At 46.6% G+C, this 17,137-nt stretch carries 14 protein-coding genes; 5 read left to right on the top strand and 9 right to left on the bottom strand.

Annotation, left to right across the window (positions count from 1 at the left end):
• Positions 1-21: 21 nt before the first annotated feature.
• From QUA90_RS04500 to QUA90_RS04485, 4 genes are all read right to left on the bottom strand, one after another.
• The gene (locus QUA90_RS04500; RefSeq protein WP_333444149.1) at positions 22-1,110 is read right to left on the bottom strand and encodes an ABC transporter ATP-binding protein; all 1,089 of its coding nucleotides are present in this window, start codon (positions 1,108-1,110) and stop codon (positions 22-24) included.
• 221 nt (positions 1,111-1,331) lie between these two features.
• On the bottom strand, positions 1,332-2,393 hold the full coding sequence (locus QUA90_RS04495) for a spermidine/putrescine ABC transporter substrate-binding protein (protein WP_333444041.1): 1,062 nt from the start codon (positions 2,391-2,393) through the stop codon (positions 1,332-1,334).
• A gap of 51 nt (positions 2,394-2,444) precedes the next feature.
• On the bottom strand, positions 2,445-3,296 hold the full coding sequence (locus QUA90_RS04490) for an ABC transporter permease (RefSeq protein WP_333444039.1): 852 nt from the start codon (positions 3,294-3,296) through the stop codon (positions 2,445-2,447).
• Between the two features lie 111 nt (positions 3,297-3,407).
• Positions 3,408-4,253 (bottom strand): ABC transporter permease, encoded by an 846-nt coding sequence (locus QUA90_RS04485; protein WP_333444037.1) that lies wholly within the window; start codon positions 4,251-4,253, stop codon positions 3,408-3,410.
• A 101-nt stretch (positions 4,254-4,354) separates the two neighbouring features.
• Here QUA90_RS04485 and QUA90_RS04480 point away from each other — a divergent pair, with 101 nt between their 5' ends.
• Positions 4,355-5,866, top strand: coding sequence for an FAD-dependent oxidoreductase (locus QUA90_RS04480; RefSeq protein WP_333444035.1), 1,512 nt, complete (start codon positions 4,355-4,357; stop codon positions 5,864-5,866).
• A 77-nt stretch (positions 5,867-5,943) separates the two neighbouring features.
• Here the strand turns inward: QUA90_RS04480 and QUA90_RS04475 are convergent, their stop codons facing one another.
• The 3 genes from QUA90_RS04475 to QUA90_RS04465 form a co-directional block, all read right to left on the bottom strand.
• A complete protein-coding gene (locus QUA90_RS04475) occupies positions 5,944-8,757 on the bottom strand; it encodes a chloride channel protein (RefSeq protein ID WP_333444033.1) in 2,814 nt (937 codons plus the stop codon).
• Positions 8,758-9,123: 366 nt separating this feature from the next.
• Complete coding sequence (locus tag QUA90_RS04470) at positions 9,124-10,080, bottom strand: GDSL-type esterase/lipase family protein (RefSeq protein WP_333444031.1); 957 nt, start codon at positions 10,078-10,080, stop codon at positions 9,124-9,126.
• A gap of 149 nt (positions 10,081-10,229) precedes the next feature.
• Entirely contained in the window at positions 10,230-11,525 is a 1,296-nt protein-coding gene (locus tag QUA90_RS04465) for a TldD/PmbA family protein (RefSeq protein WP_333444029.1), read from the bottom strand.
• 12 nt (positions 11,526-11,537) lie between these two features.
• Here QUA90_RS04465 and QUA90_RS04460 point away from each other — a divergent pair, with 12 nt between their 5' ends.
• Positions 11,538-11,672, top strand: coding sequence for a hypothetical protein (locus tag QUA90_RS04460; RefSeq protein ID WP_333444027.1), 135 nt, complete (start codon positions 11,538-11,540; stop codon positions 11,670-11,672).
• A 227-nt stretch (positions 11,673-11,899) separates the two neighbouring features.
• On the opposite strand, the gene QUA90_RS04455 is transcribed toward QUA90_RS04460, so the two are convergent.
• Positions 11,900-12,760, bottom strand: a complete 861-nt coding sequence (locus tag QUA90_RS04455) for a Tab2/Atab2 family RNA-binding protein (RefSeq protein ID WP_333082477.1) — start codon at positions 12,758-12,760, stop codon at positions 11,900-11,902.
• 271 nt (positions 12,761-13,031) lie between these two features.
• Here QUA90_RS04455 and QUA90_RS04450 point away from each other — a divergent pair, with 271 nt between their 5' ends.
• The 3 genes from QUA90_RS04450 to QUA90_RS04440 all read left to right on the top strand — a co-directional run bounded on the left by QUA90_RS04450 (position 13,032) and on the right by QUA90_RS04440 (position 15,923).
• On the top strand, positions 13,032-13,817 hold the full coding sequence (locus tag QUA90_RS04450) for a nucleotidyltransferase domain-containing protein (RefSeq protein WP_333444025.1): 786 nt from the start codon (positions 13,032-13,034) through the stop codon (positions 13,815-13,817).
• A 61-nt stretch (positions 13,818-13,878) separates the two neighbouring features.
• Positions 13,879-14,601: a pyridoxine 5'-phosphate synthase gene (locus QUA90_RS04445; RefSeq protein ID WP_333082475.1), complete on the top strand. Its 723-nt coding sequence runs from the start codon at positions 13,879-13,881 to the stop codon at positions 14,599-14,601.
• Positions 14,602-15,176: 575 nt separating this feature from the next.
• Positions 15,177-15,923, top strand: coding sequence for a hypothetical protein (locus QUA90_RS04440; protein WP_333323657.1), 747 nt, complete (start codon positions 15,177-15,179; stop codon positions 15,921-15,923).
• A 92-nt stretch (positions 15,924-16,015) separates the two neighbouring features.
• On the opposite strand, the gene QUA90_RS04435 is transcribed toward QUA90_RS04440, so the two are convergent.
• A complete protein-coding gene (locus QUA90_RS04435; RefSeq protein ID WP_333082473.1) occupies positions 16,016-17,038 on the bottom strand; it encodes a tetratricopeptide repeat protein in 1,023 nt (340 codons plus the stop codon).
• Positions 17,039-17,137 lie beyond the last annotated feature (99 nt).

Here is a 17,137-nt window from a genome sequence, read left to right as displayed (position 1 = left end):
TGGCTTCAGTCCGCTTGAGTGTCAACAAATGCAAATACTTTCCGGGGGCACGGCAACTCGAACGCTGTCGCCGACTTGGTATCGCTGCAAGTCATCTCTGTGCAAGTTTTGTCGGCGAAGGGCGATCGAACTTTTAGCAGTCAACCGCACCGTATAGCGCGTGTCAGTGCCAATATAAATAGCCTCTTCTACTATTCCCGGCCAGCTATTTTCATCATCATAATTAGCCGGATAAATAGCAGCTTTTTCGGGTCGCAACACCAGGGTAACAACTTTCCCAGCGGGCATATCTTCTGCAGTCGCAACTAACACGGCTAACTGCTGGTCAATCAACACGATTATTTTACCGTTTTGCTTTTCTACTACTCGACCACTTAAAAAATTGCTGTCGCCAATAAAATCAGCAACAAACCGCGTTTTAGGATATTCATAAATATCAACAGGCGTCCCAACTTGTTGCAGTTTTCCTCCATCCATCACTGCAATTCTGTCCGACATCGTTAGTGCTTCTTCCTGATCGTGAGTTACATAAATAAACGTAATTCCCAATTTTCGCTGCATTTTTTTTAATTCTAATTGCATCTCTTTACGCAATTTTAAATCCAGCGCTCCTAGGGGTTCATCCAAGAGCAAAACAGACGGCTGTTTGACTAATGCTCTTGCTAGCGCTACTCGCTGCTGCTGTCCCCCTGACAGTTGGCGGGGATAGCGTTTTCCTACCTCGGTTAACTGTACTAATGCTAAGGCTTCAGCAACGCGATCGCGAATTGTTTTCTGAGGCAAATTCTCCATTTCCAACCCAAAAGCCGCATTTTGTGCTACTGTCATGTGCGGAAATAAAGCATAGTTTTGAAATACCGTATTTACTGGGCGGTGAAATGGCGGGCGATTTTGCATCGGTTGGCCGTGAATGTAAATTTCGCCCGCTGTGGGAATTTCAAAACCGGCAATCATTCGCAAAGTTGTAGTTTTGCCGCAGCCGGAAGGGCCGAGTAAAGAAAAGAATTCTCGATCGTAAATTTGCAGGTTGATGTTGTCTACAGCTAAGAAATCTTTACTGCGGGCACTTTTAAATATTTTGGAAACTTCTAAAACTTCGACGGCGTGCATTGTGTTAGTATGTCTGAGTAATAAAAATCTGAGCTTTAGTCCGGTTAAACTGATATCTTGCACCATTCTCAATTACTGGTTTAGGAACGGGCTCTCCGGCCCGTTCCACAAGAAATTTATTCTTTGTGGAACAGGCATCTTGCCTGTTTTTGAGAATGGTGCAACTCCAATACAAACTAAAAATTAAAGTAAACCAGCCCGGGCAGAAACCTGTTTTATATCTACTTTCCGGCCCCTGCTTTAACTTCAGTCCAAGCTCGATCGTACAATGCGGTTGCTTTCCCGACATCCTCCAATAATTTCATTTTGTCAAACACCTCAGTCGGCGGGTAAATTTGAGGATTTTTCAAATCTTTCGGGTCAATTAAACCTTGATCAATTGCTGCTTTGTTGGGCGATCCGAAGTGGGTAAAATTGGAAATTTGGGCGCCGACTTCGGGCTGCAAAATAAAGTTAATAAATTTCTCCGCTAACTCTTTGTGGGCCGCACCTTTGGGAATAGCCATGTTGTCCGAAAAAATGATTGTTCCTTCTTTGGGAATAGCGTAACGGATATTAGGATTCTCTGTCATCACTTGGAAAATATCGCCACTCCATTCCATTGTCAAATTTACTTCTCCTTGATCTAGCATATTTTGCCCAGTGTCGGGGACAAAAGCTGCAATGATATTTTTACTTTTAATCAGCAAATCGCGGGCTTTGTTAATCTCTTCAGGATTGGTTGTATTTGGGTCAAATCCTAAATACATTAAAACTCCTGCAAATGTGTATCTGGCATCGTCTTGCCACGCGACTTTTCCGGTATATTTTGGGTCAAACATCGCCGCCCAACTGTTAATTTCTCCCTGGATTGTTTTCACGTTGTAGCCAATTCCCATGGTTCCCCACTGGTAGGGCAGGGAATATTTATTTCCCGGATCAAAAGCTTGATTGATAAACTTAGGCTCGAGTTTTTTTTTGTTGGGAATATTGTTTAAATTCAGCGGCTCAATTAGATTTTCTGCGGTCATGATTTTCACCATGTAATCGGCAGGAAATATTAAGTCGTAACCGGGGTTTCCCTGTTTGAGTTTGGCATAGAGTGCGTCGCTGTTCTCGAAAGTGTCGTATTGAATTTTAACATTGTTCTCTTTCTCGAATTGGGCGATCGCTTCTGGGGCGATATAACTTGCATAATTGTAAATGCTGAGCACTTGCTGCTGGTTGCCACCTGTGGGGCTACAGCCGAAAGCCACGGTTGCACTCATCACAAACAAAAGTAGGAAAGTCAGCAGGCGTTTCATAGGTTGTGTTAGTTGCAGACGACAATAATTATGACACAGAAAGCAATTTTTTTAACTTTTCTGAACTTTTAACGATGATACAACCAGCAACAAGGAAGCCAACAACATCAAAGTTGAAATGGCATTAATCGCTGGCGTAACTGCAAATTTTATCATGCCATAAACAAATAATGGCAGCGTCATGGAACCGACGCCGGTGGTAAAAAATGTCACGACAAAATCGTCCAGCGACAGAGTAAAAGCCAGCAGTGCCGCGCTGAAAATAGCGGGCCAAATCAGAGGGAGAGTGATGCGCCAAAAAGCCCGCCATTCGTTAGCGCCTAAGTCAAAAGCTGCTTGTTCTAATTGGGGATCTAGTTCCGCCAAACGCGCCCTAACAGTAATAGTCACAAAGGAAATATTAAAGACAATGTGACCTATAATTACGGTAGGTAAGCCGAGATTCAGGCGAATTCCTGTAAGATTTTCTACGATCCGAAATACTAGGGTAAAGAAAACTAGCAGCGAAATGCCGATCGTAATTTCGGGCATAATAATCGGCAAAAACAGTAAAGCTTCTACTGCTTTGCGCCCCGGAAAATGAAAGCGTTCAAGTGCTAGCGCGAGCATTGTACCAAAAATGCTTGCTAACACCGTCGAAATAGCTGCAATTAGCAAGCTGTTGTTGAGCGCTGTCCAGATTCCGGCGCTGCTACTCGTAGCAATCGTCGCGCCTGCATTGCTAAACAAACTGCGGTACCAATCGAGGGTAAAGCCGCGCCAAACGGCATTGAATCTGGAGGCGTTAAAGGAGTAAATAATTAAGATGAGAATTGGCAAGTAAAGAAAGGCAAATGCTAGTACAGCTTGTACCCAAAGCCACTTTTTGCCGATCGCCCGCACGAGTAAATCTAGTTTAGTCATTAGTCCATAATAGGTTAGCCTGTAGGGGCGGATTTTACAGACAATCTGTGCCTAAGACCAATAATCTCATAAACCGGTCCCCCACCCAACTGTAAATCTCAATCTACCTGTTTAAGTTTCGTCAGACACGCGGAAGTAAATTAACACCGGAATCAATATGATTACCGTCAATAGCATAGAAAGCGCCGAACCAAAAGGCCAATCGCGGGATCTCATAAACTGATTCTGAATCAAATTTCCCACCATTACTGTTTTAGAACCACCTAATATATCCGGTGTGATGAAAGCGCCGACAGCGGGAACAAAAACTAAAATCGAGCCTGCAACAATACCGCGAGTTGTTAAGGGTAAAAATACGCGCCAAAAAGTGCGAATATCATTTGCACCTAAATCGTGAGCGGCTTCTACTAATGAAAAATTGAAGCGTTCTATGCTAGAATATAAAGGCAGAACCATGAAAGGTAAATAGCCGTAAATAAGACCGATCGCCACAGCGAAAGGCGTAAAAAGCAAGTTTAACGGTTCGCTAATAATTTGCAGGCTTTGCAAGGCTGTGTTAACTACTCCTTCGCTACGCAGCAGTATGATCCAGGCGTAGGTTCTCACTAAAAAATTAGTCCAAAATGGAATAATTACCAGCAAAAGCAAAGCATTTCGCCAGCGAGGAGAACGGGTGGCGATGAAGAATGCTAGGGGATAGCCAACTAACAAGCAAGTGGCTGTTGTTAGAAAAGCCAGCCAGAGCGATCGCCCAATTACTCCTAAGAAAAGTCCACTGAACAAACGCTGGTAGTTGCTGAGAGTAAATATCCAAGTAACGCCGCCGTAAGTACCGCGTTCTAAAAAACTGTACAACAGTACAATTAGCACGGGCAAAATGAAGAAAACCATCAGCCATGCCGTAGCGGGAAATAAGAGCAGCAACAGGTTTGTTTGCTGGCGGTTTTTGACACTCATTATTCACTCAAGCGAAATTTAGCACATAATCCAACACATTTTATATCAAATCCGGATTTTATGAATTATGTCATCATTAATAAATTATCCAGAGGTACGCAATGTCAGCAGAATCGTCAACCCCAAAAATAGTCGTCGTCGGTGCAGGATGGGCCGGTTTAGGCGCTACCTATCACCTAGCACAGCAAGGCTATGATGTCACCCTGCTAGAAGCAGGCCCTTATCCGGGTGGCTTAGTTGCAGGGTGGAAAACCGCCGGCGGGCGTTCCGTAGAAGCTGGGATTCATGGCTTCTGGTATCCCTACAAAAATATCTTTTCCTTAGTCAAGGAATTAGGACTAGATCCCTTCACGCCTTGGACTCGTTCTTGTCAGTATTCACCCGCCGGATTGGAAGTAGAATCGCCGATTTTTCAGGACGAACCGCGCCTTCCCACACCGTTAGGAACCTTTCTTTATACCAGATTTAAAAGACTGCCATTAGTCGATCGGCTTTCAGCCTTGCCCTTACTCTATGCCGTCCTAGATTTCGACAATTCCGACGAAGCTTGGCGCAGGTACGATCGCGTCACAGCCCGCGAACTATTCAAACAGTTTGGCGTTTCTGCAAGACTGTACCGCGATGCTTTTGAGCCGATGTTATTAGTAGGTTTATTTGCACCCGGAGAACAATGTTCTGCCGCCGCAGCTTTGGGAATGCTTTATTATTTCATATTAGCCCACCAACCGGATTTTGATGTAGTTTGGTGTCGCGGAACTGTCGGAGAAAAAATCTTTCGTCCCTGGGTCGATTGCCTGGAAAAACTAGGGGCAAAAGTATTGACTCAGCGGCGAGTTACTGACTTAGTAGTTGACAGCCACAACAAAGCAACAGGCGTTGTTTGTGGCGAAGAAACCTTCGCTGCAGATGCTGTTATTTTTGCAGTTGGCGTCACGGGAATGCAAAAAATAATCAGCAGCAGCCCTGCTTTGCAAAGTCGGCAAGAGTTTCGGGACGCGATGAATTTGGGTGCAGTTGACGTGTTAGCTGTTCGCCTGTGGTTTGACCGAAAAATTGACATTCCACTGCCTTCTAATGCCTGTTTTGGATTTAGTTCAACTACAGGCTGGACGTTTTTTGATTTGAATGCTTTGCACGACGAATTTCGAGACGAACCGGGAACAGTTGTGGAAGCTGATTTTTATCACGCCAATCAATTAATTCCCCTGAAAGATGAGGAAATTGTTTCCTTAGTTCAGCGGGATTTAGCCACTTGCATCCCCGCTTTTGGGGAGGCCCAAGTAATTGACAGCAGCGCGATTCGGCTGTCGCGGGCGGTGACGCATTTTGCTCCTGGCAGCTATCAGTATTTGTTGCCTGCGGTAACAAGTTATGATAATGTATTCATGAGTGGCGATTGGGTTGTGACCCGCCACGGTTCTTGGTCGCAGGAAAAGGCTTATGTTACTGGTTTGGAGGCTGCCAATTTGGTAATTTCGCGTTTCGGAATCGGAAACAAAGCGGCAATTATTCCCGTGGAAGCTGACGAACCGCACATTCAAATCGGGAGAAAGATTAATCAGTTTACTCGCAGTTTGACTAAAACTTTCATTCCCGATTTTTGGCTGCCATAAGAATAAGGAAATTCGGCAACGGATGCGGTAAGGCATTTAACGGATGTCAGGAAGAAGGGGGATTCCCGTCTGGTTAGCTAAGAGGCCGATCGCACTAAAATCACTGTACAGTCGCACCCGCGCGCCACAGCTTCCGGGATATTCCCGTGAATCACCTGCTTCAGCAGCCCTTCACGGCTCGCTCCCAGGACGATCGCATCGCACTGATCGTTCTGAGCCAAATCAATTAAAGCATCAGAAACCGATTTAGCGCAAACCGAAGTCGCTATTATCGAACAGCTAACCCGGCGCTTGATAAACTCCGCCGCTTGCTTTAATTCTCCGCGATCGGGTTCTGCAACAGAAGGCTGATGAACCTGACACAATTTAATCTCCGGTACAGCACTCGCAGCCACCAAAGCAGGTAGCAGCCGCAAAGCCGCAGCTTGCTTGTAACTGCCGCGAATAGGCACCAACCAGCGATGCAAACCCATCAGCGTGTGCAGTCCCAATTCTGGCCCTGGAAGGTCTGAATTCGGCGGGGAAAGTTCCGTCTCTGGAGTCGCTGATGGATCTGAGGATATCGCCAATGCGGGATTATCTGCACCATCAACTCCTTCGGTATTGAATTCCCATTCAATAGACGTATATTTTCGCCCGCTGAAAATGGGGGAAAACTCATTTTTCTTGCGTGTTGCTAATAGTTTTTCGCTCCACTTCACCAAAATAACCTCGCAGCCTGCTTGCCGAATTACGGTATCCACCACATCGCCAAAAATGCGTCCTTTTGTGGAAAATTCGCCTTGCCAGCCCATCAAAATTGAATCGATATGCCGCTCCTTTATTGTCTCCAAAATCGCGTTAGGCACGTCGTGAGCTACCCGTATTTGGGTGTGTACCGGCAAGTTCCAATTGCGAATTATTCGCTCTGCTTGTTGTAGCAGGCGGCGGCTTTTGGTTGTCCGCACTGCGCTTTCTGAGGGGGAACTGTTGCGCGGTACTATGATGATTTGCAGGCATTCTAATTCGTAATTACGATCGCGCGCAATCGCCGCCGCCAGCCGCAGCAAAGCGGGTGCTGTTTGGGGGTTGGAAAGCGGCACTAATAAGCGGCCGTTTCCGACTTGCGGAGCTCTGGTTTGATAGACAACATAGGAAGGTTCTGGATGCGGGCCCTGGGTTGTTTCTCCGCTGAGGCGATCGGATTCAACTCGGATAATGTCGCTGCGGGTAATAATTCCCACCAAACGCCGACCTTCTACCACTGGCAAACGGCTGATATTGTAGTTGTTGAGCCTGTACAATACCTCGCTTAAAGTATCGCTTGCTTTGACTACGATCGGCTGTACAGTCATAAATTCTTTAAGCAGGGAGTTGCCGGACAAATTGCGCCCGCTGGCATTTGCCAAATCGGTTTGACTGACAATTCCCACTAATTTGCCATCTTCAACTACTGGAAATCCTCGGTGGTGCGATCGCGAAAAAGCCTGCATCACTTCATCGAAAGTCAGCAGACTCGAAAGAGTTTCAACTCGGCGCTGCATCACGTCATCTGCGTGCAAGTCGCTCAAAGTATTGCTCGCAGCTTTTGCCTTTGTCAGTTGAATGCCGTTAAACTCCAAAAGGCGATCGTACAAAGAGCCACTGTCCACCTTTTCCGCGACCAAATAAGCAACTACAGAACAGATCATCAAAGGCAGCACTAATTTGAAATCCGCCGTAATTTCAAACACAATCACTACCGCAGTAATCGGCGCCCTAGAAACCGCGCAAAAAAACGCTCCCATTCCCGCCAAAGCGTAAGTTACCGGCAAACCGACACCCAGGGAATCTGCCTGCACAATTCCCACCATGTGACCGAGTGCAGAACCCATAACTAGGGCAGGGGAAAACAATCCTCCCGGAGCTCCAGAAGCAGCGGAAATAATTGTCAGAAAAAAGTGAGCTACAAAAGCAATTAAACTCGTTATCCCGCTTGCTTCACCGGTCAGCATAAACTCCCGTAAACCCGTATTATCGCGGAAAGTTGCTGGAAGAAAAGCTATTACTGAACCGCAGATTATGCCAGCTAAAGCCATTCGCACAGGCAAAGCTAATTTGAGCGATCGCCTGTTAAATTGCAAGCTAGCAATAATCCCTTTGGTGAACAAAGCTCCCAGCAATCCCGCTAAAACTCCTAACAGTATATAAAAGGGGATTTCCTGAGCATCAAAACTGGTTTGGTACTCGCGAAGGTTCAAATTTAAACTATCACCGCCCAAAAGCTGCGAGACAACTGCACCGATAAATGAAGCGATGATTGCAGTCCCTAAAGTCAATCCCGAAACGTCGTGCAGTAGTTCTTCAACTACAAACAAAACTCCTGCAATGGGAGCATTGAAACCAGCAGCCAATCCGGCCGCAGCACCGCAAGCAATCAATTGTCTGCGGTAGTCTGGGGAAGTTGGCATCAAGTGACCTATCCAGCCGGCCAAAGATGCTCCTATTTGCACAGTCGGGCCTTGCCTGCCTAAAGTTAAACCGGAACCAACTGCTAAAATAGTCGTCAGAAGTTTGGCGACAGCTACTCGCAAATCTAAGGAAAGATTGACTCCGCCGAGAGCAGCTTTGACGTGAGGAATGCCACTGCCGGCAGTTTCTGGAGCAAAACGCTCTACCAAGAAACCTGTCAGCAACCCGCCCAATAAACCGACAGCCGGAAGCAATATCCAAGCTGGAATTAATGTCGAGGTAGCAACTCGCCAACTGCCAAGCCATCCAACTCCTGATTTGAGCAAAACCCCAGCCAGCCCTGAAATTAAACCTATCAGACAAGCTTCAAAAATGGCTAGGCGTTTCGGCCGTAAAAAAAGTTGAGATTTGATGACCCTGGAAGGTTCCCTAAATTGTTTAGGGATAGTTATGTACGGCATAAATAGCGTAGATGACCTGAGAATTGTCTGCTCGATCGCACTTTAGCGAAAAATCCTTCGATACTTACCTAAAATCTGTTGTAATTCCGATGCTACCGGATTTGATATCAATCTGCGATTTTTTTACCTTATAGCCTCCACCAGTGTTTTTAAATCCGGCACTTCTAAATCAGGCTGGCCGCTGGCCGGCAGTGTCGCGCAAAATCCTGTTTTTTCGTGTCTGCGATTTACCAAAATATATCTCGTGACTTGACAGCAATTGTCTCAAGACTAGCACTATTCCCCTTTCCCCATCTCTCAGAGTGCCGTAGCAGTCAAAACTCACTACTGAAAATTGATTAAATTCAAGCATAGTTAGCTCCGAGTTTAGGGTTGATATTCCGCAAAAATATCTATTTTGCCCACAATGTTTTGATTAAATTGAGCCAATTCTTCGGCAGGAATCCAATATTCTTGGTGAATCGAACTGCCCACATTTTGAACTGGATATTTTTTTAAGAATTCAGTCGCCACCCGAAAGCGCGTGACATAGCCGAAATATCCCGATGCTGCATCTCTTGTATTCCAATCTCTCGCGATTTGTATGGCATAGGCTTTGTGAAGTACGGGATAAAAAGTAGGCTGAAAGGATAAGCGTGGCGGAAATGCCAGAAAATCGCTTTCTTTAATCAGTTCCATTTCTTTTTTGCCGACGGCTCGGAACAGCGTTACTGTCTCTTGATCTGATATATTGATATTTTTAAACCAAGCTTTCCAACCGTCCCAATTGTGAACTATTTTCGCCAATTCAGCGTAACCGGCGGCGCGGGGATGGGAAACGTCATTTTCGGTAAGTTCTTTATGCCAAATTTCCGAGTTTTGCAGCGGGGTGCAAACATCTAAATAAGGCACATTTAACTCGTTGCAAACTTGGGCAAACTGTTCGGATAAGTTGGCAATCCGGCTTGTGCGATCGCTATCGATAACTGGCGGTGGCCCTACCATTAATACTGGAAATATTTCTTGGGCTGATGTGAGAATACAGCGAGCATTTTCAATTGATTTTTCAACTTCTATGCGATTTTTTTCGTTTTCTCGGTAAGTGTCGTTGACGCCAAAGGAAAATACTATTCTGCCATCGCCGTAGTGAGGTAAGCGGCGAGAAACTTCGTTGAACCAACGAGTTTCTATATCGGCACTGGTTTCTCCCCTGATTCCTAAATTGTAGTAGGTAATATCGTGTCCTTGTCCGCAAGCGGCCGCGCAAATCCGTCCTGTCCAACCGAGACATTTGGGATCGCAAGTACCGTTTACAAAAGAATCGCCGATAAAACAAATACGCATATTATGTGTGGGAATTGGGAATTGGGAATTGGGAATTAGGAAGTGGGAATTGGAAATAGGGAACTGTTGACTGTTGACTGTTGACTGTTAACGGATCATTGATGACAACTAACAACTGAAAACTGCCAACTGCCAACAGACAACTGACTTTAATTCTTGCCGATGACGGACAATCCCTCTACAATTAGAGACGGTGTTTGGCAAGAACCGTTCCACTCGGAGTCTCCTCCCAATTCTACCAATTGTTTGAGGACGTTGTAGACATTGCCAGCTACCATTGTGTCTTTGATTCTGCCGACTATTTGACCTTTTTTGACTCGGTAGCCCAGATCGACATTAATTGAAAAATCGCCGGAAATTCCAGCACTGCCACCAAGCATTTGATCGACTACAATTCCGTCGTCTAATTTAGCGATTAAATCGATTAGCGAAAGCGAACCTGGCTTAATCAAAATATTGAACAAACTCGGCGTCGGATAGCTGCCTAAACCAGGGCGAAATCCGTTGCCGGTGGTGCCACTGCCCAAGGCTCGACCGGTGGTGCGATCGGTATAAAATAGCTGCAACACTCCGCTGTTGATAAAGACGATCGCCCGAGTGGGAGTGCCTTCGTCGTCAAACGGACAGCTATAGGGCCCGATATCCGGCTGCTGCGAGAGGGTGACAAGCGGCGATGTCACTTGTTGGCCTAATCGATCGTTCCAAGGCGAAGCGCCTTCGAGTACCTGTTTGCCGTTCAACGCCGCACAGACAGTCCCCCACAGCAAATCGGCTGCTTTGGCTGTAAATAGCACCGGCACGCGGCCCGTGGCGGGAGCAACATTATCTTTTGCCCATTCTAAACGCTGCAAAACCCGCTTGGCGCTCGTGTTTAAGTCGAGGGTGCCACGTTCGGTTTCGCCTTCCCAAATGTTGAGGAAATCTTCTCCCCGCACTAATTCTGCTGACAAGTAACCGCTGAGGGTGGTGTCGGTGTGACTCGAATCCAAGCCTCTGGTGTTCACCAAGCGGGTGCTTTCGATTTCGCAGTCGAGTTCGGCGGTGCAGAGGCTTTCGGGATAAGCTTCGCGGACGATCGCGATCGCCTCTTTGCCCCAGTTTACTAGCTGTTCGGCCGGCACCGACACTCCGCGATCGGGATAAACAACTTTCTCACCGGTGCCGAGTTCGATGGTTTCCGGTTCGTTAAGTTGCGAAAGCGCGATCGCCCTGTCCACCAAAATTTGCAGTTCCACGGGCCCGTAGGCCACCGCCAAACCCGGCCGCCCATCCCGCCACAGCCGCAGTGCAATGCCTTCTGCTTGGGCAGTTTCTAGCTGTTTGAGGCGGTTTGCTTCAAAAAAGACCGGCCGTGAGAGCGATTGCGATTCCAATACCTCAGCAGCTTCTGCACCTGCTTTGGTGGCTAGTTCTAACAGTTGTTCTGCTGATTGGTGATTGGTCATTGTTGTCGGTGGTTGGTAATTAGTCAGTTGGCAGTTGGCAGTTGGCAGTTGTCAGTTGGCAGTTGGCAGTTGGCAGTTGGCAGTTGGCAGTTGGCAGTTGGCAGTTGGCAGTTGGCAGTTGGCATTAGTTATAGCCTTTCTCAGTAACATGAGATGCTCGTAGAGCATAGGCCTCGCGGGTCTGGGACTGAAAAGCATACCTCAATTATTTGAGAACCGCTATATGAGTTATTCGTTATTAGTCAATCTAGCTGTTAACTCTAGACTAAATAACGGTAGATTATTAACTGCTACTAACAACTGACAACTGCCAACTGACAACTGCCAACTAACAACTGACTACTAACAACTGACTGATGACTAATGACTGATGACTAAATAGTTAGTTCGTGCAGCAGCCAAAATCCTGCAAAAGATTCCGATTCGGGATTCGACTGAATTGCTAAAAAATGTACTTTTTTTGCTTGGTTTTTAGCTGCTTCAAATCCTTTCGCTTCTCTCTCAGTTGCTGCGTCTCTGAGATTAGCTAAAATCCAGCGATCGTTAGCTCCCGTATCTAATACCAGCCTAGCAGGTGGGCCGCTCTCAAATTTTAGGAAAGCCAACTCCAATCCCGACATCCAACCTGCCAGGGCTGTGGCTCTCGACGAGTAGATAATTAGTCCCGGAATTTGCGTTTCTGGGGCGAGGCGTGTCATCGGCAGTCCAAAAGCTTCGCCAAATCCGATATCCCACTCGGACATTTCGTCAAAAGCTGCGATCGGCAAACTCACAAACGCCCATTTTTCCCCGATTAAAGCATCCGGCAGCGCAACTGGCGTTTCTGGTACAAATTGAACGCTCGGGTTCACGACCGGTTGATAGCCCGGTTCGGCGGGATAAACGTCTTGCATCCGTTCTTCCAGCCACAGGCTAAGGGCCAGGGTGCGGCGGCTGCAGGCGGCGGGAATGTCCAAGTCATCGCAGGCTTTAGTAATCATGTTCGCCATTTGGCGGCGGAAAAAGCGGATTTTTTCGGGGCGTTTCGGTGCTGCGGCGATCGCATCTTTAATAGCACCCGCCAGCCACAGGGAATTTACGGTAGAACTGGAGCAGAATTGCGAGTAGCGAAACAGAGATTCGGCCTTGTCGCCTACATTCAGCGGGCTTTCGCAGATCAACACTTCCCATTTTTTTTTCTCTCGCTCGTCTATGATTGGACGGCTGTAAAAGTCGAGTTCCCAAATAGTAGCCATGCCGCGCTGTTTAAAATTAATCCTTTATCATGTTACCGGACAGCGGGCAAGTTTCTGATTCTGACAATTTAAGGCTGATTTTCAATCGCGGGCGATCGCACTTTCCCAAAGATGGGCACTCTCCCTAGCAGGTTCCTGTGTAATTTTTGGTAGCAGTGCACAACCGGAAGCATTAGCAACTCCTCGGAGAACTGTCGCGGAGCAATCTCAACACGCGATCGTTTGTTAAACTTGTGCAAGCCAGGGAAAACAAACAGTATAGCTTGATTCCATGAGACAAATCATTCTCGAAAAGATTGTTTCCACCTTACAACCTTTAGATTTTGTTCTCGCTTTGTGGCAAGGAGGTTCAGCAGCCCACGGATACACCGATGAGTGGTCAGACCTCGATATTGCGGTTGTGGTTGAAGATAACTGCGTGGAACAAACCTTTGATATTGTTGAAAAATCCCTCGCAGAAATTGCCGAAATCGAACTCAAATATCGAGTGCCCGAACCCGCTTGGCACGGTCAATCGCAGTGCTTCTGGCGGCTCAAAGAAACCCCGCCGTTTTTGCTAATTGATTTCGCCGTTTTTCGGCGCAGCAGCCGCAACGATTTCCTGGAAATAGAGAGACACGGAAAAGTGCCGATCGCCTTCGACAAAGTTAATCTAATTGTACCGCATCCTGTCGATATAAGCAAACATTTATCTACAATGCAGTCGAGATTCAACGACCTAAAAATCCGTTTCGATTTGCTGCAACCTCTGGTTAAAAAAGAGATTTATCGCGGACATTTAGTAGATGCGATCGGCAACTATCACAATTGGACGCTTCTACCCTTAGTCGAACTGTTGGGCATGATTTACCGTCCCCACAGATACGATTTTGAACTAAAATATTTCAGCCGAGACTTTCCGCCCGAAATAGTCGATCGCGTTGCACCCCTTTTCTGCATCGCCAACCTTGAAGATTTGGCAGCAAAACAGCAAATAGCTGAGGCTTTCTTTGCAGAAAGTTTACCGCTTGCAGAAGCTAATTTTTACTTTGATAACACCTTAACACTACCGCAATAGGCTCAAGGTTGCGTACCGAAAGCGATAATATAGTAGCATCAACCTTAAAGAGTAACATCCCGTGACAAAACTCAGCGTCAACATCAACAGAATCGCCCTCCTCAGAAACTCTCGAAACATCGGCATCCCCAGCGTTACTGAAGCCGCAAAAACAGTAATTGCCGCCGGAGCCCACGGCGTTACAGTCCATCCCCGCCCCGACGAAAGGCACATCAAAGCTGCGGATGTTTACGAATTAGCTAAAATGCTAACCGTTGAGTTCAACATCGAAGGAAATCCGTTTCAGCCGCCATTTATGGATATAGTTTGCGACGTAAAACCGGCTCAGTGTACCTTAGTCCCAGACGCTCCAGACGTGCTAACATCGGATAGCGGTTGGAATATTCCCGAAAATCGCGATCGGCTCTTACCAATCATTGAAAAATTAAAAGACAATGGTATCAGAGTCAGCTTGTTTATGGAGGCAGATGCTGCTCTCATGCCGCTAGCAAAAGAAGTTGGAGCAGACCGAGTAGAACTGTACACGGAACCCTACGCAACTGCTTTTCGCGAAGGTAGAGTAGAATTTGTTTTTCAACAATATGTCTTAGCAGCTCAAGCCGCTCAATCAGCAGGTTTGGGAGTGAATGCCGGACATGATTTAAATTTGCAAAACTTAGCTAAATTTTGCTCTATTCCTGATATACTCGAAGTATCAATTGGTCATGCTTTAATTGCGGAAGCGCTAGAAATGGGGTTGTCCAAAACAGTAGAAGCTTACCTAAAAATTCTGGCAGGTTCGTAATACAAATTAACCTTGTCTGGTAGGGCAAATTTGGCAGTGATAAACCCGTTTGTATCAGATAGTCTGACTAAATCTGCCCTAGGAAAATACAGGATCAAAACTTACGAAAACCCGGGTTGGACGTGCTACAAATATGGTAAGGTGCGGTTTGCAGCGCCCTACATAATTAGGCGATTGTCAAAAACGAAGTAATACGAGGGGCTGTAACCCCGTGGGGGTCTAGCAGTTGTCTAGTAGTAAGGCAGAGCCAGAATCCAAAACACCGCGTTTTTTGGGTGTGGGCATTTTTTTAACAAGATCCTGGGAAACAGCTTTAATTTTCCTCGACCCAATTACTAATATTCTCTGATGATATTATGCGTAGGTAGTATCATTGAAATGTCCGGAAAAACAGAGCCTACTACTTAGCTCCCGCACTGCCAATCTGCTACCATCAGGTTTTGTGCAAGTACGGGATATTTACGTGTATCCTCTATGCTGCTTTAGCCTCTGTGCGATCGCCAGATTTAATCCGGTGAAAACAGGCAAACACAAGTAACCATATACAACTCCTTACCCCCCCTCAGAAGTGCGACATGAAAAAACTAATTTTACTGACTGGAATGCTACTCATGATGACGGCAAAATCAGTATTTGCCAGCCCAGTAGCCCCCAAAATTGCGCCGAGCGAGCTGATGGCTGCCTCGGAAATTACAGAAACCCTTAACAAATCCGTTACCTCTGAATCAGTTTCAAACCTCGAACCAATCAAGCGAATGTCAACCTCGGAAATCCGAGAAACCATCAACCAACCCACCACCTATATTTTTGAAGGCATCAAAGGGCGAGAACTCACTCTCTCGCTGTGGGCGGGACAACTGACAGCCGAACTGTACAGTCCCAATGGTGAAAATATGGGGGTTATTGAAAAATCAGATAATCAGTGGATTGGCCAGTTGCCAGAGTCAGGTATCTACCGCGTGCGAGTTACCCCCAAAGGTGAAACCACCAGCTTCGTACTAGGACGCGACTTTAACGCCAAGTGGACTTATAGGCCCGATCGCGCAATTCCCATAGCATTCAAGGAAAAACAAGCCACAGTCAAACTCAAAATGTCCGGCTACCAAATCCAGCCTATCACGGTTCAAGGCAAGCAGGGACAGACAATTAGGGTCACAGCTAGCACCAAAAATCTAGATCTGGCGATCGAATCTCCGTCGGGACAACTCCTGGATCAAGGCGAAGGTCAAACTTTTGCTCAACTCCCCGAGTCCGGCACTTACCGGGTAATCGTAGTTGCCAAGAGGCCGGTCAAGCCCTCAATCCGAGTTTCTGTGCAATAGCAAAGATTGCAGAAATACTCTTGAGGGCGATCGAATGTGCGCCCGCCAAAAAAACAGCTCGCCCGATTGGGGGGCTGTTTTTTTGCGTAAAATCAACCTTGGATCAGCGCCTCAAAACGTTCTTGTTTCCAAATGCAGCTTAAATCCGAGTCAGCTAAAGCTAGCTCTCGGTATAAATTAGGGATCAACTCCATAGCCCGCTGCAAATTGTCAAGGGCTAAATCAGCAAATCCCAGTAGAGCATAACAGCAAGCTTTATTGTAAAAAGCGTTAGCAAAATCAGGATTTATTTCTAAAACTGTTTCGTAGCAAGCAATCGCCTCAGAGTAGCAGCCTTTTCGCGCCAATTCCACACCCCGGTTGTACCAGATCAAATAATCCTCAAAGGGACGCTCAGATGTGGGAGTAAACTTGCCATTTCTCTGATTTAAACCTACTAATTTCTCCAAAGCTACTCTCCGTTCGCCCACAGCCTCGGCTCTGCCCGGTTGGAGAGCGATCGATCGGCTAAAACTAGCCACTGCTTGTTTGTAAAGTCCCATAGAGTTCGCAGCTATACCGCGATTGTACCAAGCCTTCGCATCGTCAGGCTTAAACTCGATCGCCCGCTCAAAACTGTTGAGTGCCTGATAGTAAAGCTTGAGTTCCAATAGGGCATTACCTCGGTTGTACCACGCCCAAGCAGCCTCCGGGTACAAATTTAAACAACGATCAAAACTCAGAACCGCCTTCTCGTAAAGCCCCATATCGATCAGCGTCAGTCCTCGGTTGTGCCAAATACTCGCCGCGCACGGACTGAACTCCAGAGCCCGGTCAAAACTATTGAGAGCCTCCAACCACTCGCCCAACTTTCCTAAAGCAATAGCCCGGTTGTGCCAGCCAAAGCTCGCATTCGGCTGCACCGCCAAGGCTTCATCAAAACTCTTCAGCGCCTCTAAGTGCCGTTCTAAATTCCCCAAAGCCATACCTCGGCCGAACCAAGCCTTATAATGATCTGATTGCAACTTCAAAGCTCTGTTAAAGTTCGCCAGAGCACCATGATCATCGTTAGCTTCGAGGTGGCGCGAACCCAGATGGTAATACCAAGCCGCTTCCAAGTTTTGGATTAAGTTCATAATATTTTGTATCTATCTTAGGGATGATTCTACATGAAACCATACCTGGAATAAAACTGTAATTCCACTAAAAATCTGAAAAATTTGATACAGGGGGAT

The sequence above is a fragment of the Microcoleus sp. D3_18_C4 genome (assembly GCF_036702355.1).
Lineage (GTDB): Bacteria > Cyanobacteriota > Cyanobacteriia > Cyanobacteriales > Microcoleaceae > Microcoleus.
This window is presented reverse-complemented; position numbering and strand designations above follow the sequence as displayed.